This is a genomic window from Cryobacterium sp. Y62 (genome assembly GCF_002929785.1).
Classification (GTDB): domain Bacteria; phylum Actinomycetota; class Actinomycetes; order Actinomycetales; family Microbacteriaceae; genus Cryobacterium.
Map to the genome: position 1 here is coordinate 81,797 of NZ_PJJK01000117.1, position 20,894 is coordinate 102,690.

Genomic DNA, 20,894 nt, shown 5'->3' on the forward strand with positions numbered 1-20,894 from the left:
CTATCTTATTGGGAAACGGGCATCGTCGCCATCATCGTAAAAGGGGAAATTCATGCGCCAACGCTCGCTGCTCACTTCTATCGCCGCTGCCGCACTGCTCGCACTGACGCTCGCGGGATGCGGCGGCGGGGATGCGAAAGCCAAGCTCGACCCGGCAGAGAGCCCGCTGACCAAATATATGTCGGCGATGAACGAGGGCTACGACGAAGATTCCATGCTGGCGCAGCAGAAGGAGCAAGAAGAACTGACGGCGACCTGCATGGCTGACGAGGGCTTCGACTACGTTCCGGTCGACAACTCGCAGTACAGCGGCATGATGAGCGCCGACGACGGTGAAGAATATGGCACCGAGAAGTGGGTCGCCGAGAACGGTTACGGCATGAGCCAATCGCCGGAGCAGATCGCCGAGCAGCAGGAGCAGAGCCAGGAGTTCGTCGACCCGAACCAGGACTACGTGATGAGCCTCTCCGAGGGCGAGCAAGCCGCCTACTACGAGGTGCTCTATGGCGTTACGCCCACCGAGGAGGAGATGGGTGAAGACGGTTCTTACGAGTACAGCTGGGAGACGTCGGGCTGCCAGGGTTTCGCCAGTCACGAGATCAACGGCGACCAGCCCTCACCGGACGAACATGCAGCCCTCTATGAAGCGATGAGTGCAATGTACGAAACGGCGCAGTCCTCCGCTACTCTCGTGAAGCTCGATTCCGAGTGGGCAGTCTGCATGGCCGACGCCGGTTATGCGACCTTCACGAAGAAGGCCGACGCGCAGGAGTCGATTTCGACCGCGCAGAGCGAGCTCTACGAAAACCAGACCGGCGCCGGCCCCGATGAGGCGGTGCTCGCCGAGATGCGCGAAAAGGAACTCGCCGTTGCCATGGCCGACTTCACCTGCGCCGAAGAGATTGACTATACCGAAGCATCGACAAAGGTGCAGTTCGACCTCGAAGAGCAGTTCATCATTGATCACAAGTCCGAGCTGGACGCGCTCATCGCAGACACCGAGCAAGGCAAGTAGGTGTCGCGCCGGTTCGGTCAGAGAAAGAGCGCGCCCGACGAGTTAGCGCCCGCCGCCGAATCGGTCGCGTTAAAACCCCACTCACGTAGCCAGGGCTGGCGCCGCCTGTTCGTCGGAAACCGCGTCATCTGGGTCATGGCCACGGTCGCCATCGTCGCCCTCGTGGCCGGCCTCGGACTCGGCCAGCTCATCGTCTCGCCCGGGCAGGCCGCAGCGGATGCCGATGCTCCCGCCGCGGGCCTCATCACCGTTCCGGTCGAGAATCGTCAGCTCGCCAACGACGTCACCATGCGCGGTGACGCGACCTATGCCGACTCCGTCGAAGTGAGCATCGAAACCGGTGAACTCGCCGGGCCACCCATCGTCACCGGGCAGGTCCCAGAGGTCGCTGCAATCTTCGACACCGCGTCGATCGCGCTCGAGGTCACCGGTCGCCCGGTGATCGTGTTGCCAGGCGACCTACCGGTCTACCGCACCCTGCGGGTCGGTGTCTCCGGTCCCGACGTGCTGCAGCTCAAGCAGGGTTTGAGCGTGGCCGGAATCGATGCCGGTGCGCTCGACTCCGACGTGTTCGACGCCCAGACCGCGAGCGCGGTTACCGCGCTCTACGCCAAGGTTGGCTACCCGGCACCTACCGGCGGTTCCGAGGTCGAGAGCGCAGTGAGCGGCGCCGAAGCCGGAGTCTCGAGCGCGCAGGCATCCGTTGACAGTGCCAATAATGCACTCGCCACCGTTCAGGGTGCGGCGTCCAACGTCGACGTGGTCGAGCAGGGCAACCTCGTGCGCAGCGCCGAGCGGGCGCTCGCTTCGGCCCGGGCCGACGGTACACCCAATGAGATAGCGGATGCCGCCGAGGCCGTCACTCTGGCCGTCGCGCGCCGAGTCCAGGCCCTCGCCCCGCAGGACTCGAGCGCGGAGACGGCCGCCGTTACCGCGGCCAAGGCCGAACTGACGCGCGCCGGGGAGAATCTGAACGACGCCCGCGACGGTGCGCTGGCCTACCTGCCCGCCGGCGAGGTACTCTACCTGCCGGGACTGCCCCGCCGAGTCGACGAGATCAGCGTGAAACGCGGATCGAGCATCACCGGCCCGGTCATGCGGGTTTCGGGCGCGACCCTGGTCATCTCCGGATCGGCGACGGCGAACGACGCCGCTCTGCTTGAGGTCGGGGCCCCGGCCATTCTCGCCATGCCTGATGGCGACCAGGGCGCCACGATCACCTCGATCCTCCCCGTCGAAGCGGCCAGTGGTGAAGCAGCGAGCGGCCGCTTCACCGTTCTGTTCGCCCCGGACGCGCTCACCGACGAACAGATCCAGGCCGTGCAGGGCACCAACGTGCGCGTACGCATCCCGGTCAGTTCGACCGAGGGAGAAGTTCTGGCCGTTCCGCTCGCCGCCCTCACCGCCGGTCCGGGGGGCGAATCCCGCGTCGAATTCGACCCCGGCGACGGCGGGGAAACCGTGCTGGTCGAGGTCACGATCGGCCTCGCCGCCGAAGGATTCGTCGAGATCACCGCCGTCGACGGCTCGCTGGCGGTCGGGGACCTCGTCGTGGTGGGCCGGTGATCGCGGCCCCCGTCGTCGAACTGGTCAACGTCACGAGATCGTTTCCCGGCCCGCCCGAGGTGCAGGCTCTCAAATCGGTCAACCTGCGGGTCGAACGCGGCGACTACCTGTCAATCGTCGGCCCGAGTGGATCCGGCAAGTCCACCATGCTCAACCTGCTCGGCCTGCTCGACCGGCCGAGCGTCGGCGAGTACCACCTCGACGGCCGCAACACGAGCCTGCTCGACGAAAGACAGCGCGCCATCGTGCGCGGCGGCACCATCGGCTTCGTCTTTCAGGCCTTCCACCTGCTGCCGCACCGCACCGTACTCGATAACGTGCTGCTCGCCACCTTGTACAGCGGAGTTCCGCGCGGCGAGCGCGAGGACCGGGCCCGCGCAGCCCTCGACCGGGTGGGCCTCAATCATCGTCTCGACTTTCTGCCCGGTACCCTCTCCGGCGGCGAGCGCCAGCGGGTCGCCGTCGCGCGGGCCGTCGTCGCCTCGCCCGAACTGCTGCTCGCCGACGAGCCCACCGGAAACCTCGACGAGACCACTGGCAGCGAGGTCATGGACCTGTTCGAAGAACTGCACGCCGATGGTCTCACCCTCATCGTCATCACCCACGACCAGGCTGTCAGCGACCGGGCCGACCGCCGCGTGCGCATCACCGACGGTCGCTTGAGCGTGCTGTCATGACCTTCTCTTCTAAACGGATGCTCCGCCGCCGTTCCGCACACACCGACGCGGATGCACCCGCGGGCTTGGCGTCCATTGCAGTGGACCCCTCCGGCGCAGAATCGCACGTCTCAGCGCCCTCCGCGGCAACATCCGCTCGCTCAGGGCCCACCGCCGACGAACAGTCCGCCGCACAGTCCGACGCATTCTCCGGCACCCCGATCATCGTTCCGGTCATTCGCCGGGCCGACCGGTTCTCGGTGCAGGACCTGCTGGTCGAGGCGAGCTACGGCGTCGGCGCCCGGCCGAGCCGGCTCGTCATGACGACCCTCGGCACCGTGCTCGGCATCGCCTCACTCGTGGTTACCATCGGTTTCGCACAGACCGCCGCCGGGCAGATCTCCAACCAGTTCGATGCCGTCTCCGCGACCCAGATTTTGATCGAACCGGCCGCGACCCGCAACTCGAGCGGCGCCGAACAGGCCACCGGCCGGCTGCCGTGGGATGCCCCGGAGCGGGTCGATCGCCTCGCTGGGGTGGAACGCGCGGGTCTCGTGGCGGACGTCGATGTTGCAGGCCAGCCCGTGACCTCCGTTCCGGTCAATGATCCATCGGCCGCGCAGACGCTGAGCCCCGCTGTCATCGCCGCCTCATCGGGGCTTCTCGCCGCGGTGCGCGGGCAGGTCGTCACTGGGCGCTTTTTCGATGCCGGTCACGACGAGCGCGGCGACCGGGTGGCCGTGCTCGGGGAGCGGGCCGCCGAAACGCTCGGCATTAATCGGGTCGACAGCCAGCCGTCGATCTTCATCGGCGAGGTGTCGTACACCGTCATCGGCATCATCGACGGCGTCGAACGACGTGCCAATCTGCTCGATGCCGTCATCGTGCCGCTGAACACCGCCCGCGTGCAGTTCGGCCTGACAGCCCCGGCCGAACTGCACGTGCAAATTGAGGTCGGTGCCGGCACGCTGGTGTCGCGGCAGGCGCCGATCGCACTCGACCCGAGCGCACCGGAGAATTTCACGGTGCAGGCACCCGCTGCGGCATCGTCGTTGCAAGACAACATTCAAGCCGACATCAACATCGTCTTTCTCACCCTCGGCATTCTTGCGCTACTTGCCGGCGGCCTCGGTATCGCCAACGTCACCCTGCTCTCGGTAATGGAACGGGTCGGCGAGATCGGCCTGCGCCGGGCGCTCGGAGCAACAAAGCACGACATCGCCCGGCAGTTCATCGTGGAGTCGGCCGTGATCGGCCTGCTCGGCGGCCTGATCGGCTCGGCGCTCGGGGTCTTCGCGGTCGTCGCCGTCTCGCTGCTGCAGGGCTGGACGCCCATTCTCGACCCCTTCGTCGCCATCGGCGCCGCCCTGCTCGGAACCATCGTCGGCCTCGCCGCGGGCGCCTATCCCGCCGTGCGCGCCTCCAATATCGAGCCGATCACCGCTCTCCGCGGTGGCACCTGATGAGCTCGGCGCGCCGGGCACCCGCGGTAAACATGCCCCTAAAGCCTCGTCAAACCTTCCCCGACGGTTCGACTCAGCCAGACCGACGACGTGCGATGCGAACCTGCATGCAGAGCCGGGGGTATCCGTTAATGGCACACAGTTTCGCCGCTTCGACCGTCGCAGTCCGCGCGGATTCACCCACCCACAGGTTTTTCCGGCTCCAACGGCTAAACTCGCCGTCTACGGGGTGAGGATCAGTTCCATGAAACAACCGGGCATTTTTCTCTGCCTCGCGACCGCCGCCGCCATCGCGGCCGGAAGCCTCGCCGCGAGTTCGGCCGCCGCAGTCGACGACTATCCAACCTGGGAGCAGGTGGAAGCCGCCAAGAGCAGCGTCGCCGCCACACTCGCCGAGGTGTCCTCGATCGAACTCGCCCTCGACGAGTTGCAGACCCGCACCGCCACCCTCGGCGACGACGCCGTAGCGCTCGGCGCCGCCCACGAGCAAACCCAGGCGGATTACAGCGCAGCCGCAGCCCAGCAGGCAGTGCTCTCCGTTCAGGCGGATACCGCATCCGCTCGCTCCGTCGACAGCAGCGCCCGCCTGGGCGCGTTGGGTGCCCAGCTTTACCGCGCCGCAGGCACCGATTTGAGTGTGGGTGCCTTCTTCGACAGCACGCATTCCGACGACCTGTTGTTTCGGCTCGGCACGATGGAGCGGCTCACTGAGCAGGCGGGGCGACTCACCGCCGAAGCTGAAACCGAACGCAACTTGGCTGAAGCGCTCAGCGCGCAAGCCGAAGCGATGACCACGGAGCGCGACCGACTACAAGCCGCGGCACTGGCCGGCCTCACGGCTGCGCGCGCGGCCCAGCAGGCGGCCGACGCGGAGGTCGTCGTGAAGCAGTCCGCGAGCGAGGTGCTCTACGCCCAGCTCGCGTCATTGAAGAACTCATCCGCCGATGTGGAGAGACAGTATCGAAGCGGCGTGGTCGCCCAACAGCAGTATCTCGAGCAGCAGCGCCAGGCTGCGGCCACCGCATCGGCTGTGGCATCCGAGTCACCCGAGTCACCCGCGTCACCCGCGTCGTCGCCCGTACCGCCCGTCGGAGCCGTGATTGATCGCGGCGGCGCGCAGGCGATCGCCGCAACCCAGGTCGCCGCCCGGAGCTGGGGCACCGCCGAATTCAACTGTCTGGTTCAGCTCTGGCAACGGGAATCGGGCTGGCGGGTGAGCGCCTACAACACATCCAGCGGTGCCTACGGAATTCCCCAGTCGCTGCCGGGCAGCAAGATGCAGACCGCGGGCGACGACTGGCAGACCAACCCCGCCACCCAGATCAGCTGGGGCCTCGGCTACATCGCCTCCCGCTACGGCACCCCCTGTGACGCCTGGGCGCACTCCGAGGAGCACAACTGGTACTGAGCTGCGGCGCGTGACATCGAGCACAAATCACCTCGGCCCAGAACTGCCGTGAGCATATGCGTGCTTTGCGCCAGGAAAGAATATTCTTACAATGCCTTTCATGGGCGGCGTTGTGAACCCCCGCGAGCTATCTCGGGGGTCTTTTACAACGATGAGTCGGGATACCTAGAAATCCCAGTCGTCGTCTTCGGTGTTCACGGCCTTGCCGATCACGTACGACGAACCAGAGCCCGAGAAGAAGTCATGGTTCTCGTCACCGTTGGGTGAGAGGGCGGAGAGAATCGCCGGGTTCACGTCGCAGACGTCCTTCGGGAAGATCGCCTCGTAGCCGAGGTTCATCAGCGCCTTATTGGCGTTGTAGTGCAGAAACTTCTTGACGTCTTCGGTCAGACCGACCTCGTCGTAGAGGTCCTGCGTGTACTGCACCTCGTTCTCGTAAAGCTCAAACACCAGATTGAAGGTGTAGTCCTTGATCTCGTCGCGACGCGCCTGCGTCGCCTTCTCGAGCCCCTTCTGAAACTTGTACCCGATGTAGTACCCGTGCACGGCTTCATCCCGAATGATCAAACGGATGAGGTCGGCAGTGTTTGTCAGGCGGGCATGGCTGGAGAAATACATCGGCAGGTAGAAGCCCGAGTAGAACAGGAACGACTCGAGCAGCACCGAGGCGACCTTGCGCTTGAGCGGGTCGTCGCCCTGGTAGTAATCCATCACGATCGATGCCTTGCGCTGCAGGTTCTCGTTCTCGGTCGACCAGCGGAACGCCTCGTCGATCTCCTTAGTGGAGGCCAGCGTCGAGAAGATCGAGGAGTAGCTCTTGGCGTGCACTGACTCCATGAACGCGATGTTCGTGTAGACGGCCTCTTCGTGCGGGGTGATCGCATCGGGGATGAGCGAGACGGCGCCCACTGTGCCCTGGATCGTGTCGAGCAGGGTCAGTCCGGCAAAGACGCGCATCGTGAGCTGCTGCTCCACCGGCGTCAGCTGGTTCCACGACTGGATGTCGTTGCTGAGCGGAACCTTCTCCGGCAGCCAGAAGTTATTGGTCAGGCGGTTCCAGACGTCGACGTCTTTATCGTCTTCGATCTTGTTCCAGTTGATCGCGTCAACGTGCGACACCAGCTTGAGCTTGTCAATCATAGGAGGTCCTCTTCGGCTACTGCTTTGGTCGTTTATCTCGGTCGCCAGTATACGAAACCCAGCCGCCGCTGGTCGAGCTTCCCGAGACGGCCACAGCATTCATATGACGGTTTCGACAAGCTCGACCAACGGTGTTTCAACTCAGCGTGCGTTCAGCGAACTCACTCATAGCGCGCACGAGACACAATTCTCAATCTCCGTGCCTTCGAGGGCCATCTGGCGCAGACGAATGTAGTAGATCGTCTTGATGCCCTTTTTCCAGGCGTAGATCTGGGCGCGGTTGATATCGCGGGTGGTCGCGGTGTCTTTGAAGAACAGGGTCAGCGAGAGACCCTGGTCAACGTGCTGCGTCGCCGCGGCGTAGACGTCGATGACCTTCTCATAGCCGATTTCGTAGGCATCCTGATAGAAGTCCAGGTTATCGTTCGTCATGAACGGCGCCGGGTAGTAGACCCGGCCCAGCTTGCCTTCCTTGCGAATCTCGATCTTGGCCGCGATCGGGTGAATCGACGCGGTCGAGTTGTTGATGTACGAGATCGACCCGGTCGGCGGCACGGCCTGCAGATTCTGGTTGTAAATACCGTGCAGAGCAACGGATGCCTTGAGCTCAGCCCAGTCCGCCTGCGTCGGAATCGACACTCCAGCCTGGGTGAACAGCTCGGCACCGCGAGCTGTCGTCGGCTCCCAGACCTGTTCGGTGTACTTGTCGAAGAATGCACCGGAGGCATAGGTACTGTTTTCGAAGCCTTCGAAGGTGCGGCCGCGCTCGATAGCGATGGCGTTGGAGGCGCGCAGCGCATGGAACAACACCGTGTAGAAGTAGATGTTGGTGAAGTCGATGCTCTCTTCACTGCCGTAGTAGATGCGCTCACGGGCGAGGTAGCCATGTAGGTTCATCTGGCCGAGGCCGATGGCGTGCGAGCGGTCGTTACCATCTTCGATGGAGCGGACCGAGCTGATATGGCTCTGCTCGGACACGGCGTTCAAGCCACGAATGGCGGCGTTGACGGTGCGCCCGAGATCGCCGGAGTCCATCGCCAGGGCGATGTTCATCGACCCGAGGTTGCAGGAGATGTCCTTGCCAATCTCGTTGTACGAGAGGTCTTCGTTGTAGGTCGTCGGGGTGTTCACCTGCAGAATCTCGGAACACAGGTTCGACATGTTGATGCGACCCTCGATCGGGTTCGCCTTGTTCACCGTGTCTTCAAACATGATGTACGGGTAGCCGGACTCGAACTGAATCTCGGCGAGCGTCTGGAAGAACTCGCGCGCCTTCATCTTCGACTTCTTGATGCGGGGGTTGTCAACCATCTCGTGGTACTTCTCGGTCACCGAGATATCGGCGAAGGGCACGCCGTAGACTTTTTCCACGTCATAGGGCGAGAAGAGGTACATCCAGTCGTCGTTCTTGGCCAGCTCAAAGGTGATGTCGGGAATGACGACACCGAGTGAGAGCGTCTTGATACGAATCTTCTCGTCGGCGTTCTCACGCTTGGTATCAAGAAAACGCATGATGTCGGGGTGGTGCGCCTGCAGGTAGACGGCTCCGGCGCCCTGGCGGGCACCGAGCTGGTTGGCGTAGCTGAACGAGTCTTCGAGCAGCTTCATCACGGGAATGATGCCGCTGGACTGGTTCTCGATCTGCTTGATCGGGGCGCCGGCCTCGCGGATGTTGCTGAGCAGCAGCGCCACGCCACCGCCACGCTTGGACAGCTGCAACGAGGAGTTGATGCCGCGGCTGATCGACTCCATATTGTCTTCGATACGCAGCAGGAAGCAGGAGACGAGTTCGCCCCGCTGGGCCTTGCCGGAGTTCAAAAAGGTCGGCGTCGCGGGCTGAAAACGACCGGCGATGATTTCTTCGACCAGTTCGACGGCGAGCTTCTCATCACCGGATGCGAGACCTAGGGCCGTCATGACGACGCGGTCTTCGAAACGCTCGAGATAACGCTTGCCGTCGAAGGTCTTCAGCGTGTACGAGGTGTAGTACTTGAATGCGCCGAGGAAGCTCTGAAAGCGGAACTTTTTGGAGTAGGCGAGGTCGTTCAGGCTCGTGATGAACTCGAACGAGTACTGGTCGAGCACGGCCTGCTCGTAGTATTCCTTCTCGACCAAGTAGTCGAGGCGCTCGCGCAGCGAGTGAAAGAACACCGTGTTCTGGTTGACGTGCTGCAGAAAGAACTCGCGTGTGGCTTCCTGGTCTTTGTCGAACTGGATCTCCCCATTCGGCCCGTACAGGTTGAGCATGGCGTTGAGTGAGTGGTAATCCATGCCCGGCGCATCCACTGGTGTGACCTTCACGGCTGTTGTTTCCAAAATTCTTCCAATCCGTCGTGAACGATGCGCACATCATCCGGTGTTCCAAATACTTCAAAGCGATACAGGTGCGGCACCTTGCACTTGGCTGCGATGATGTCGCCGGCCAGGCAGTAGGCCGTACCGAAATTCATGTTGCCGGCGCCGATGACGCCGCGAATCAACGACCGGTTGGTCTCGTTGTTCAAAAACTTGATGACCTGCTTGGGTACAGCCCCGCCGGTGTTGCCGCCGCCATAGGTGGGCACGCACAGCACGAACGGAGCCTTGGCGACGAGTGGCTCGTCGCGGGCGTGGAGCGGAATGCGCGCGGCCGACCGGCCGAGCTTTTCGACGAACCGCGCGGTGTTGCCCGAGGTGCTGGAAAAGTACACGATGTCAGTCATCCGTGCGTATCGATCCTGTGCTTGTTGGCGTTGATTTTGGGAGTTTAAACTACGCGAGGCGAGCGGCGAGGGCGTTGATCTTGTCCGGGCGAAAGCCGCTCCAGTGCTCTTCGTCAGTGATGACGACGGGCGCCTGCAAGTAACCGAGGGCCTTGACCGCGTCGAGAGCGTTCTCATCGACCGAGAGGTCGCGCACCTCGTACTCGAGGCCCTTGTTGTCGAGGGCACGGTAGGTGGCCGTGCACTGCACGCAGGAGGGCTTCGTGTAAACGGTGATTGCCATGGTTATGGCCTCTTTTCTTGGCAAATTCAGTCTAATTCTGTTCGCGATAGTTCGCAACTATGTTCTATAAAACACTTGGATCAAAGACGGAAACCCGTCATACAGCATGATGCAAAGTGAGTAAGTTTTTCGACCGGCAATCCGGCTTAGCTACAGTCTCAATACTACATCTAGTGATCGACGAAGGATAGAGCCACTACATGCAGTAATTACATTTGTGTAGTTATCCACCGAGATTCCACAAGCCGCACACCGCCGACCGGCCCCAGACCGCCCGAATTCCGCGGAAACCCGGACAGTTATCCACAGGGCGTTGCCCTGACTATATTTTGCCTGTGGAATGTCCGACGGCGTGTCGCGGCCGGTCCCCACACCGAGCGCGCACGGCACACCCGAAGGCCGGAACGCTCACGCGTTCCGGCCTTCGGGTGGGTAGTGCCAACGCGAGAACGGTCAGTGACCGCCCGACCGGCGCTTGTTGTACACGTCAAAAGCCACAGCGAGAAGAAGCACGAGACCTTTGACGGCCTGCTGCCACTCGATACCAATGCCGAGAATCGACATACCGTTGTTGAGCACACCAATGATCAGACCGCCAATAATGGCGCCGCCGACCGTGCCGATGCCACCCTGCACGGCCGCACCACCTATGAACGCTGCCGAAATGGCCTCGAGTTCGAAGCCATCACCAGCCTTCGGGCCAGCGAGATTAAGCCTGGCGGTGAAGATGAGGCCCGCCAGGGCAGCGAGAACACCCATGTTCACGAACAGGTAGAAGTCGACCTTGCGGTTCTTGATGCCGGAGAGTTCGGCTGCGTGGCGGTTGCCGCCGATCGCGTAGATGTGGCGGCCGAACACCGTCCGGTTCATCACAACACCATAGATGAGCACGAGCACGGCGAGCACGATCAGGGTGACCGGGATACCCTTGTAGCTCGCGAGAGCATAGGCGAAGAATCCAAGTGCCGCAGTGATCAGAACTAGCTTGGTCACGAACCACACCAAAGGCTCGACCTCTTGGCCGTACTTGGACCGTCCCAGGCGCGTGCGCACCTGCTGCACAATCAGAGCAATCACGGCGATCAGTCCGACTCCGAGGGTGAGCGGGTCGAGGTCGAACTCGCCGAACACGTCGGTGAGAAAGCCGTTGCCAAGCGCACGGTACTCGGCCGGAAATGAGCCGATATTCGTATTTCCGAGCACAACGAGCGCCAGGCCGCGAAAGATGAGCATGCCCGCCAGGGTCACGATGAACGCCGGGATTCCCACATAGGCAATCCAGAAGCCCTGCCACACGCCAACGAGAGCGCCGATGCCAAGCGACATAATGATGGCCAGCCACCACGGCAGGCCCCACTGCACGGCGAAGACACCGGAACATGCGCCGACGAAAGCGGCCACCGATCCCACCGACAGGTCGATGTGGCCCGCGACGATCACCATCACCATGCCAATGGCGAGAACGAGAATGTAGCCGTTCTGCACGATCAAGTTGGAGATATTTTGCGGGCGTAAGAGGATGCCGTCGGTCAGGACCGTAAACAGCACCACCACCAGAACGAGGGCAATGAAAATACCGTTCTTGCCCAGGTCGGCCAAAACGTGACTCAGCCAGGAAGTGGCTTTGTTCTCACTCGGGTTGACCAGGCCTCCCGTGGCCGGCGTGGTCTCTTGATCACTCATTGGGGTTCTCCTTTTCCGCTAGCGCCGGCGCTAGCGGGCCTTTTCCATGGTCATGTGCTTGATGAGGGTCTCCGGCGTTGCGGTCTCAATCGGGAATTCCCCGGTGATGGCGCCCTCAGCCAGGGTATAAATGCGATCGCAAATGCCGAGCAGTTCCGGCAGCTCCGAAGAGATGACAATAACGCCCTTACCGGCCGCGGCAAGTTTGTTGATGATTGTGTAAATTTCGTACTTGGCCCCCACGTCGATCCCGCGGGTGGGCTCGTCAAGAATCAAAACGTCGGGGTTGGAATAGATCCACTTCGATAGCACCACCTTCTGTTGGTTGCCACCAGAGAGTTTGCCGGTCTTGACGAGCACGTTCGGAGCCTTGATATTCATGCTTGTGCGGTATTCGTTGGCGACCTGATACTCCTCGTTGTCATTCACGAGGCCCTTGCGTACCAGCCGATGCAGCGCCGCCATAGAGACGTTGCGCTTGATGTCTTCGATCAGGTTCAGGCCGTAGGTCTTGCGGTCCTCAGTGGCGTAGGCGATGCCGTTGTCGATGGCTTCGGTCACGGTGCGAGTCTTGATCTCAGTGCCATGCTTGAATACCTTGCCGGTGATGCGGCTCCCGTAGGAACGCCCAAACAGGCTCATTGCGAATTCCGTGCGGCCAGCCCCCATGAGGCCGGCTATTCCCACAATCTCACCGGCACGTACGCTGAGGTTGACGTGGTCAACGATCATGCGCGTCACGTCTTGCGGGTGAAAGGCGGTCCAGTCCTCAACCCGAAGGATCTCTTCCCCAATGTCGGGAGTGTGATCCGGGTAGCGGTGCTCGAGGTCACGACCGACCATGTCTTTGATGATGCGTTCTTCGGTGACGTCGACCTTGGCGATGGTTTCGATGGCCCGACCGTCACGGATGATCGTGACCGCGTCGGAGACTTTCTTGATCTCGTTGAGCTTGTGGCTGATGATGATCGACGTGATGCCCTGGCCCTTGAGGTGCAGGATGAGATCGAGCAAGTGGTCGGAGTCGTCATCGTTGAGGGCCGCCGTTGGCTCATCCAGGATCAGCAATTTCACCCGTTTCGAGAGCGCCTTAGCAATCTCGACGAGCTGCTGCTTGCCGACGCCGATGTCCATGATGCGCGTCGTTGGATTTTCGCGCAGTCCCACCCGGGCAAGAAGCTTGGCAGCCTCAGAGTTGGTCTTGTTCCAGTCAATGAGGCCGAAGGCGCCGCGCTGTTCGTTGTTCAGAAAGATGTTCTCGGCAATAGAGAGGTACGGACTGAGCGCGAGCTCCTGGTGAATGATCACGATTCCTTTGGCCTCGGAATCGCTGATGCTCTTGAACTCAACGATTTCGTCTTCGAAGACGATGTCGCCGGTGTAGGTACCGTGCGGATACACGCCACTGAGCACCTTCATCAGGGTTGACTTGCCTGCACCGTTCTCGCCGCAGATGGCGTGGACCTCCCCGCGACTGACGTCGAGTGTCACGTCAGAGAGCGCCTTTACTCCGGGAAACGTCTTGGTGATGCCGCGCATCTCAAGGATGTTCGTAGTCACGTAAGCACCTTCTTCATTCCTCTACTGCATGGTCAGAACCCGGGCGATTTCGGCGGCCGGTAAAAATATGGGTGGCACAACGGTCGGTGGGGTAAAACTACCCCACCGACCGTTGGGCACGGGCCAAACAGGAGGCAGCGAAACCTAGCCGTTGACTTCTGCTTCTGTCCAGTAGCCCGAATCAATCAGCACGGCCGGGATGTTGTCCTTGACCACGATCGTCGAGTCGAGCAGGAACGACGGAACGTTCTTCACACCGTTGTTGTAGTCCTCCGAGTTGTTGGTCTCGGGGGTCTCGCCATTCAGCAGGGCGACGGCCATGTTCACGGCGACGGATGCGAGTTCGCGTGTGTCCTTGAAGATGGTGCCGTACTGCTCACCCGAGTTGATCGCCTTGACCGAGTCGATCTCGGCGTCCTGGCCGGAGATGACGGGCCAGCCGTCGCCGACGGAGTAGCCAGAGCCCTCGAGGGCAGAGATGATTCCACGGGAGATGCCGTCGTACGGCGAAAGAATGGCGTTGACCACGGTGCCGTCCGAGTACTGGGCGGTGAGGAGGTCCTCCATGCGAGCCTGTGCTTCTTCTCCGGCCCAGCGGAGGGTAGCGACCTGTTCGATGTCGGTCTGGTTGCTCTTGACTACGAGGACGCCGTCGTCGATCAGCGGCTGGAAGACATCCATTGCACCGTCGAAGAAGAAGAATGCGTTGTTGTCATCGAGCGAGCCGGCGAAGAGCTCAAGGTTGAACGGACCGGCAGGCGCGCCCTCGATGGGCGTTCCGTCGAGTTCGGCAAGTCCGAGGCCGTTCAGGACCGACCATGCCTGCTGCTGTCCGACCTTGAAGTTGTCGAAGGACGCGTAGTAGTCGACGTTTTCGGTATCGCGGATGAGACGGTCATATGCGATGACGGGAATGTCCGCGTCAGCGGCGTCCTGCAACACGCTCGTGAGCGTCGTGCCGTCGATCGAGGCCACAATTAGGGCTTCGGCACCCTTGGTGATCATGTTCTCAATCTGCGAGACCTGCATGGGTATATCGTCCTCGGCGTACTGGAGGTCGACGGTGAAGCCCTGTTCCTCGAGCTGGCTCTTGACGGCGTTACCGTCGGCGATCCAACGCTCGGAGCTCTTGGTCGGCATGGCCACGCCGATCAGTCCCTTGTCGCCACTTCCGCCGGGGCTGGTGGATGTGCCGCCGGATGAGCAGGCTGCCATCGATACCGCGAGGGCACCCGCGGCCACGACTGCGAAGAATACGTTCTTTTTCACTGTGTTACCTTTCATTCTGTTTATCGTCATTGATGTGAAATTGCAGGATTGTGGAACAGTTGCAGGCCTGGTGCCAGTCGGTAGTAGGCCTGATTCCAACGCACTTCGCGGGTGAAATCGCGCAGGGTGGTGGTTTTATTAAGCACGAGCAGCTCGGTGCGAGCTATCTCGGCGAAATCGTAGAGCACCTCGGTGCCGCCGGCAGACGACGTTGCGGTGGTGCGGTCGGCTGCCATCACTGCAACGCCCCCTGCGGTGCTTGTCCGTAGACGTTCTGGTAGCGGTCGAACAGGAAATCGATGGATTCCTGTGGGATCAGAACGAGTTCACCGCCCACGCGGGCAAGCTGAACCGTGCGCGCAACGTCCTCCACCATCACCGCGGCCTTCACGGCATCGCGAGCGTCCTTGCCGATTGTGAAGGGCCCATGGTTCGCCATCAAGACGGCACGAGAACGGTGGCCGGTGAGGGTCTCCACGATGCCGCGGCCGATCGAGTCGTCGCCGATAATGGCGAAAGGTCCGACCGGGATCGGGCCGCCAAATTCGTCGGCCATGGCCGTGATAACGCACGGGATCGCTTCATTGCGGGCGGCCCAGGCCGTGGCGTAGGTGGAGTGCGTGTGCACGACTCCGCCGACATCGGGCATGTTCCGGTAGACGTAGGCGTGTGCTGCGGTGTCACTCGACGGCGAGCGGTCGGCGCCCGGCGTACCGGGGATGACGTTTCCGTCGAGGTCACAGAGAATCATGTTCTCCGGCGCCAGGTCGGCGTAGTCGACTCCGCTGGGCTTGATAACGAACAGGTCGGCGCCCGGCACGCGGCCCGAGACGTTGCCGCCGGTCCAGACCACGAGCCCGTTGCGAAACAGCTCCGCGTGCAGGCGGGTGATTTCAGCGCGAACGCGGGCGACCGCGACCTCGATCTGGGGGCCGTAGGTGCTCACGCGACCACCAGCGTAGCGCGGTCGTTAGCCGCGGCGCGGCTGCCGCCAGCGACCCGCCGTAAAACGGCCCGGCTCGCGTTGGCTACGCTCATCGCGCGGGTCCCGCTGTCGACCGAAGCCAGAGACTCGGCGCGGGAGAGCGCATCGGTTGTACTCACGGAAGTGACTCCTATGTCAGGTCTAAGCGCGGACAGTACCGCGAATGGTTCGGCGTTGACGACAGTGCAGCCAGCTGAAGCGTCTGACTGCGATGACCGAATGTGATCGGTCACATTGCTGTGTGCTTATGTTAGCGGCATCGGGACACACTGTGTCAAGAACGACTTGTCTCGTTTGAATAACGCTCGAAATCGCGCATCCCGCCGATCGAGGCCCGACGAAGGAGTGACTGAGACCAACGTGGCCACGTCTGAGGATCGGCGGGCGTGAGTGCGCCCGATATGGGTAGCCGCTACGGCGGTTCGTTAGTTACCGTAGCGGGCGCCCGTTTCGGGGGCGGCGGCGAGGGCAACTGTCGGTCGAGGCGCTAGTCTGTCGAGGCGCTAGAAAGAAGCGATCGACCCGCACGCCGACCCTCAGAATGCCGGGCGCGCGGTCGAGCCGCGAACGATGAGCTCCGGCATGATGGCACCCTGGTTCTCCGCGGTGGTGCCCGCGATGTTGGCCAGCAGCAGCGCGACGCAGCGCCGGCCGAGCTCGGCGAAGTCTTGGTGCACCGTCGTGAGTGGTGGCCAAAAGTGAGCCGCCTCCGGGATGTCGTCGAAGCCCACGATGCTCACGTCGCGGGGCACCTCGAGCCCGGCTTCCCGGATGGCGTGCATGAGACCGAGAGCCATCTGGTCGTTGGATGAGAAGATCGCCGTGAAGTCCCGCACGTGCAGCAGCTCGCGCCCGGCGTGGTAGCCGAATTCCGCAGTCCAGTCGCCGAGGATCGGCGCCGTGGTCGGAATGTCCCTGGCCCCCATCTCCTCCAGGAAGCCGTGCATGCGAGCCTCGGCCTCGATCCAGTCCTGCGGCCCGGCGAGATGATAAATGTCGCGGTGTCCGAGGTCGATGAGGTGCCGAGTGGCCAGTCGTGCACCGGCGATCTGGTCCACGGTGAGGGCGTTCGCGCCTACGTTCGCGGAGGACTGCAGCGTCACGAACGGCACATCGATCGACAGGAGCTTGAGGGCATTAAACACCCGCATCTGCGGTGCGATCACAACGATCCCTTCCACGGACTGGGACATCAGGTGGTCAACGGCCGCCGCGATGGACCCGGGCTCCCCACGATTGAGGTTCGCCGTGTTCACGAAGTATCCGGCGTCCCGCGCCGCGTCCTGGATCGCGGCAATGCTGCTCGCCGGGCCGTATTCGGCGCTCGACGCGGACAGCACACCGATCGTGCGGGATCGCCCGCGCGAGAGTGCGCGGGCGGCCCGATTGGGCCGGTATTGCAGTTCTTCGATGACCGCGAGCACCCGGGCTTTGGTGGAATCGCGGATGCTGGCGTGATTGTTGAGCACGCGCGATACAGTCTGGTAGGAGACCCCGGCGAGGCGCGCGACGTCGCGGATGCTCGGCGCACGCTCTTTCGTTGAGTCGTCCGACACGGTCACCCCCGAAGTCATGTGCACGGTCACAAATTGGCCCGCGTTTACATTATGCAGCCACAGAGCGCGATGTGACAGTCACATTGTGACGGTCACATTGTGACGGTCACATTCGCCCGGCCCGGCTCGTGTCGCAAAGCACGGCACACTGGATTCATGCCCATTCTCAACAAAGACATGACCCTGTGCATCTCACTCGCGGCCCGCCCGAGCAACCTGGGCACCCGATTTCACAACTATCTCTACGAAGAACTCGGCCTGAATTACATTTACAAGGCCTTCGCTCCGGTCGACCTGGCGAATGCGATCGCCGGCGTGCGCGGATTAGGCATTCGCGGTTGCGCCGTATCGATGCCCTACAAGGAAGACGTCATCGCTCTCATCGATGAAATGGATGCCTCGGCGTCGGCCATCGACTCGGTCAATACGATCGTCAACGACGCGGGCCACCTCACGGCGTACAACACCGACTATTCCGCCGTGCAGCGCCTGCTCGTCGAGCACGCCGTGCCGCCGAACTATTCGGTCATGCTGCGCGGCAGCGGCGGCATGGCCAAGGCCGTTGCGGCGGCCCTGCACGGTGCCGGGTTTGCCGACGGCACGATTGTGGCGCGTAATGAGGGCACCGGCCGGGCGATGGCCGCACTCTACGGCTACGGCTGGGTGCCCGAGGTCGGTGCGCTCACCGCAGACCTGATCGTCAACGTCACGCCGGTGGGCATGGCCGGCGGCGCGGCATCCGCTGTCACGTCATTTCTGCCGGAAGCAATAGCGGCGGCACGCCTGGTCTTCGACGTTGTGGCCTCCCCCGCCGAAACTCAGCTCATTCTGGCGGCGCGAGCGCTCGGCAAGCCGGTCATCACGGGAGCCGAGGTCGTCGCACTGCAGGCCGAGGAGCAGTTCTTTCTCTACACCGGCATTCGCCCAACGCCCGATCAGGTGCGCCGCGCCTCCGCCTTCTCCCGCGAGCACTGACCCTCGCGTTTCTCTTGCATTCGCCGTCCCTCTGCACGGGCCCCGGGTCCGGAAAGCGGGCCTTGCGACGAACGCGTGGCCCCTATTCAGGCCCCGGGCAGCGCACCCTTCAGGTCTGCGATGAGGTCCTCGACGTCTTCGATGCCGACCGACAGGCGCACGATGTTGTCGGGTACCTCGAGCTCGGTGCCGCGCACCGAGGCGTGCGTCATTTCCGAGGGGTAGTTCACGAGCGACTCGACGCCGCCGAGTGACTCGGCGAGCTGGAACAGGTGCATCGACTCGGCGAACTGGCGTGCGGCCACAGCACCACCGGCGAACGCGATGGAGATCATGCCGCCAAAGCCGGACATCTGCTTTTTGGCCAGCTCGTGGCCGGGGTGACCGGGCAGCCCCGGGTAGTAGACATGCTCGATGGCTGGGTGGCCGTCGAGAAATTCGGCGATGGCCTGAGCGTTCTTGCAGTGCCGTTCCATGCGCACCGAGAGCGTTTTGATGCCGCGCACGGTCAACCAGGAATCGAGCGGGGCCGACACCGGCCCGGCCGCGAACTGCAGAAACTTGGCCTTCTCGTGCAGCTCGTCATCGTTGATGATGAGTGCGCCGCCAAGCACATCAGAGTGGCCGCCAAGATATTTCGTTGTCGAGTGCACGACGACGTCAGCGCCGAAGGCAAGCGGATGCTGCAGGGCCGGCGACGCAAACGTGTTGTCGACGATCGCGATGACACCGTACCGGTGCGCTATCTCGGACAGTGCCGCGATGTCGCTGATCTTCATCAGCGGGTTGCTCGGCGTCTCCACCCAGAGGATCTTGGTTTCGGGGCGGATAGCCGCCTCAACCGCCGTGAGGTCACTCATCTCAACGGTCGTGTTGAGCACGCCCCAGGCTCCGTGCACCTGGTTGATGAGCCGGTGGGTTCCGCCGTAAACGTCGTTGCCGAGTACCACATGGTCGCCCGGCTTGAGGATGGCACGCAAAATAGTGTCTTCCGCAGCGAGACCACTTGCGAACGACAGGCCGTGCTTGCCCCCCTCCAGCGCGGCGAGTAGAGATTCGAGCACGGTACGGGTGGGGTTGCCGCCGCGGCTGTACTCATAGCCGCCGCGCAGGTTGCCGATGCTCTCCTGTACATAGGTGGAGGTCTGGTAGATCGGTGGAATGACGGCACCGGTGGTCGGGTCGAATGCCTGACCGGCGTGGATGGCGATCGTGTCGAACTTGTTAGCCATGAATATTCCCTCTGTAGAAATGATTAGACACTCAGGTAGCTGAGCAGGTCGTGCCGGGTGATGACGCCGAGTGGTTTGCCGCCGTCGGTCACGAGCAGCGCGTCGTGGGTGGCGAAGGCGGTGCGGGCGGCAGCGACGGGCTCGTTGACGCCGATCAGCGGCAGCGGCACACCCAAGATCTCCCCAACCCGGTCGGTGAGCCTGGCATCGCCGGAGAAAACCCGGTTCATCAGGGCGCGCTCATCGACCGCGCCAAGCACCTCCCCCATGACGACGGGCGGCTTGGCGCTCAGCACGAGCAGCTGCGATACATCCTGGCTAGTCATGGTCTCGATGGCGTCGCGCACGGTGTCGCTCGGGTGCACATAGACCAGGGCCGGCAGAGTCCCCGTCTTCGATTCGAGCAAATTCGCGACCGTGTGACCGGCGGGGGCTGCGCTGAAACCGTAGCTGCACATCCACTTGTCGTTGAAGATCTTGCCGAGATAACCGCGCCCGCCATCGGGCAGCAACACCACGATTGTGTCGTCCGGTCCGAGCTTTTCAGCTGCACGCAGGGCGGCAACGACGGCCATTCCACTCGAGCCACCGACCAAAATTCCCTCTTCAAGCGCGAGCCGGCGGGTCATCGCGAAGGAGTCGGCGTCCGAGACGGCGATGACTTCGTGCACAACGGTGGGGTCGTAGGCGCCCGGCCAAAAGTCCTCACCGACGCCCTCGACCAGATAGGGCCGGCCGGTACCACCGGAGTAGACCGAACCTTCCGGGTCCGCTCCGATGATGCGCACGGCGTCGTTCGACGCCTCCCGCAGGTATCGGCCGGTTCCGGTGATGGTGCCGCCGGTGCCAACTCCGGCGACGAAGTGCGTGACCGTGCCGTCGGTGTCGCGCCAGATCTCGGGGCCCGTGGTCTCGTAGTGGCTGAGCGGGCCGTTCGGGTTGAAGTACTGGTCGGGCTTGAACGCACCCGGAATATCCCGGGCGAGCCGGTCCGAGACGCTGTAATACGATTCAGGGTCCTCCGGTAAAACGGATGTCGGCGTCACCACGATCTCGGCGCCGTATGCCGTGAGGACATTACGTTTGTCCTCGCCAACCTTGTCGGGCAACACGAACACGCACTTGTAGCCGCGCTGCTGCGCCACCAGGGCCAGACCCACCCCGGTGTTGCCGGAGGTGGGTTCGACGATCGTACCGCCGGGTTTCAAGAATCCGTCGCGCTCGGCCGCATCGATGATGCGCACCGCGATGCGGTCCTTCGCCGAGCCGCCCGGATTAAGGTATTCCAGCTTCACCAGCACCGTCGCGGTCAATCCCGCGGTAACCTTATGAAGTTTGACCAGCGGCGTGTCACCGATGAGGTCGAGAATGGTGTCAGAGATTTTCATGGGAATTCCTTCT

The 20,894-nt window shown here is 62.7% G+C and carries 19 protein-coding genes; 6 read left to right on the forward strand and 13 right to left on the reverse strand.

Annotated elements, in window-relative coordinates; translation table 11 throughout:
* The first annotated feature begins 52 nt into the window (after nt 1-52).
* From CXY71_RS16190 to CXY71_RS16210, 5 genes are all read left to right on the forward strand, one after another.
* On the forward strand, nt 53-1,015 hold the full coding sequence (locus CXY71_RS16190) for a hypothetical protein (RefSeq protein WP_104137672.1): 963 nt from the start codon (nt 53-55) through the stop codon (nt 1,013-1,015).
* A complete protein-coding gene (locus CXY71_RS16195) occupies nt 1,016-2,581 on the forward strand; it encodes a hypothetical protein (RefSeq protein ID WP_233204679.1) in 1,566 nt (521 codons plus the stop codon).
* Nucleotides 2,578-3,258 carry an ABC transporter ATP-binding protein gene (locus CXY71_RS16200; RefSeq protein ID WP_199184333.1) on the forward strand — a complete coding sequence of 227 codons (681 nt, stop codon included), beginning with the start codon at nt 2,578-2,580 and terminating at the stop codon, nt 3,256-3,258. The genes CXY71_RS16195 and CXY71_RS16200 overlap by 4 nt, the downstream gene beginning before the upstream one ends.
* Nucleotides 3,255-4,700, forward strand: coding sequence for an ABC transporter permease (locus CXY71_RS16205; protein ID WP_233198179.1), 1,446 nt, complete (start codon nt 3,255-3,257; stop codon nt 4,698-4,700). Before CXY71_RS16200 ends, CXY71_RS16205 begins: the two co-directional genes overlap by 4 nt.
* Before the next feature lie 244 nt (nt 4,701-4,944).
* Nucleotides 4,945-6,108 carry a hypothetical protein gene (locus CXY71_RS16210; protein ID WP_104137682.1) on the forward strand — a complete coding sequence of 388 codons (1,164 nt, stop codon included), beginning with the start codon at nt 4,945-4,947 and terminating at the stop codon, nt 6,106-6,108.
* Nucleotides 6,109-6,273: 165 nt separating this feature from the next.
* On the opposite strand, the gene nrdF is transcribed toward CXY71_RS16210, so the two are convergent.
* The 11 genes from nrdF to CXY71_RS16260 all read right to left on the reverse strand — a co-directional run bounded on the left by nrdF (nt 6,274) and on the right by CXY71_RS16260 (nt 17,304).
* A complete protein-coding gene (nrdF, locus tag CXY71_RS16215) occupies nt 6,274-7,248 on the reverse strand; it encodes a class 1b ribonucleoside-diphosphate reductase subunit beta (RefSeq protein ID WP_104137685.1) in 975 nt (324 codons plus the stop codon).
* Nucleotides 7,249-7,413: 165 nt separating this feature from the next.
* The gene (nrdE, locus tag CXY71_RS16220) at nt 7,414-9,519 is read right to left on the reverse strand and encodes a class 1b ribonucleoside-diphosphate reductase subunit alpha (protein WP_104137688.1); all 2,106 of its coding nucleotides are present in this window, start codon (nt 9,517-9,519) and stop codon (nt 7,414-7,416) included.
* Between the two features lie 26 nt (nt 9,520-9,545).
* Nucleotides 9,546-9,950, reverse strand: coding sequence for a class Ib ribonucleoside-diphosphate reductase assembly flavoprotein NrdI (nrdI, locus tag CXY71_RS16225; protein WP_104137691.1), 405 nt, complete (start codon nt 9,948-9,950; stop codon nt 9,546-9,548).
* Between the two features lie 49 nt (nt 9,951-9,999).
* Nucleotides 10,000-10,233 carry a glutaredoxin-like protein NrdH gene (gene nrdH / locus CXY71_RS16230; protein WP_104137694.1) on the reverse strand — a complete coding sequence of 78 codons (234 nt, stop codon included), beginning with the start codon at nt 10,231-10,233 and terminating at the stop codon, nt 10,000-10,002.
* 453 nt (nt 10,234-10,686) lie between these two features.
* Nucleotides 10,687-11,916, reverse strand: coding sequence for a multiple monosaccharide ABC transporter permease (gene mmsB / locus CXY71_RS16235; RefSeq protein ID WP_104137697.1), 1,230 nt, complete (start codon nt 11,914-11,916; stop codon nt 10,687-10,689).
* 30 nt (nt 11,917-11,946) lie between these two features.
* On the reverse strand, nt 11,947-13,476 hold the full coding sequence (gene mmsA / locus CXY71_RS16240; RefSeq protein WP_104137700.1) for a multiple monosaccharide ABC transporter ATP-binding protein: 1,530 nt from the start codon (nt 13,474-13,476) through the stop codon (nt 11,947-11,949).
* Between the two features lie 144 nt (nt 13,477-13,620).
* On the reverse strand, nt 13,621-14,745 hold the full coding sequence (chvE, locus tag CXY71_RS16245; protein ID WP_304481834.1) for a multiple monosaccharide ABC transporter substrate-binding protein: 1,125 nt from the start codon (nt 14,743-14,745) through the stop codon (nt 13,621-13,623).
* A 26-nt stretch (nt 14,746-14,771) separates the two neighbouring features.
* Nucleotides 14,772-14,984 (reverse strand): hypothetical protein, encoded by a 213-nt coding sequence (locus CXY71_RS16250; protein ID WP_146072858.1) that lies wholly within the window; start codon nt 14,982-14,984, stop codon nt 14,772-14,774.
* Nucleotides 14,981-15,691: an L-ribulose-5-phosphate 4-epimerase gene (locus CXY71_RS16255; RefSeq protein ID WP_104137709.1), complete on the reverse strand. Its 711-nt coding sequence runs from the start codon at nt 15,689-15,691 to the stop codon at nt 14,981-14,983. The genes CXY71_RS16250 and CXY71_RS16255 overlap by 4 nt, the downstream gene beginning before the upstream one ends.
* The gene (locus CXY71_RS21220; protein ID WP_158253134.1) at nt 15,688-15,849 is read right to left on the reverse strand and encodes a hypothetical protein; all 162 of its coding nucleotides are present in this window, start codon (nt 15,847-15,849) and stop codon (nt 15,688-15,690) included. The genes CXY71_RS16255 and CXY71_RS21220 overlap by 4 nt, the downstream gene beginning before the upstream one ends.
* 417 nt (nt 15,850-16,266) lie before the next feature.
* The gene (locus tag CXY71_RS16260) at nt 16,267-17,304 is read right to left on the reverse strand and encodes a LacI family DNA-binding transcriptional regulator (RefSeq protein ID WP_199184343.1); all 1,038 of its coding nucleotides are present in this window, start codon (nt 17,302-17,304) and stop codon (nt 16,267-16,269) included.
* Nucleotides 17,305-17,442: 138 nt separating this feature from the next.
* Here CXY71_RS16260 and CXY71_RS16265 point away from each other — a divergent pair, with 138 nt between their 5' ends.
* Nucleotides 17,443-18,261 carry a shikimate 5-dehydrogenase gene (locus tag CXY71_RS16265; protein WP_199184334.1) on the forward strand — a complete coding sequence of 273 codons (819 nt, stop codon included), beginning with the start codon at nt 17,443-17,445 and terminating at the stop codon, nt 18,259-18,261.
* An 86-nt stretch (nt 18,262-18,347) separates the two neighbouring features.
* Here the strand turns inward: CXY71_RS16265 and CXY71_RS16270 are convergent, their stop codons facing one another.
* Nucleotides 18,348-19,493, reverse strand: a complete 1,146-nt coding sequence (locus CXY71_RS16270) for a cystathionine gamma-synthase (protein WP_104137712.1) — start codon at nt 19,491-19,493, stop codon at nt 18,348-18,350.
* Nucleotides 19,494-19,516: 23 nt separating this feature from the next.
* Nucleotides 19,517-20,881: a cystathionine beta-synthase gene (locus tag CXY71_RS16275; protein WP_104137715.1), complete on the reverse strand. Its 1,365-nt coding sequence runs from the start codon at nt 20,879-20,881 to the stop codon at nt 19,517-19,519.
* Nucleotides 20,882-20,894: the final 13 nt, after the last annotated feature.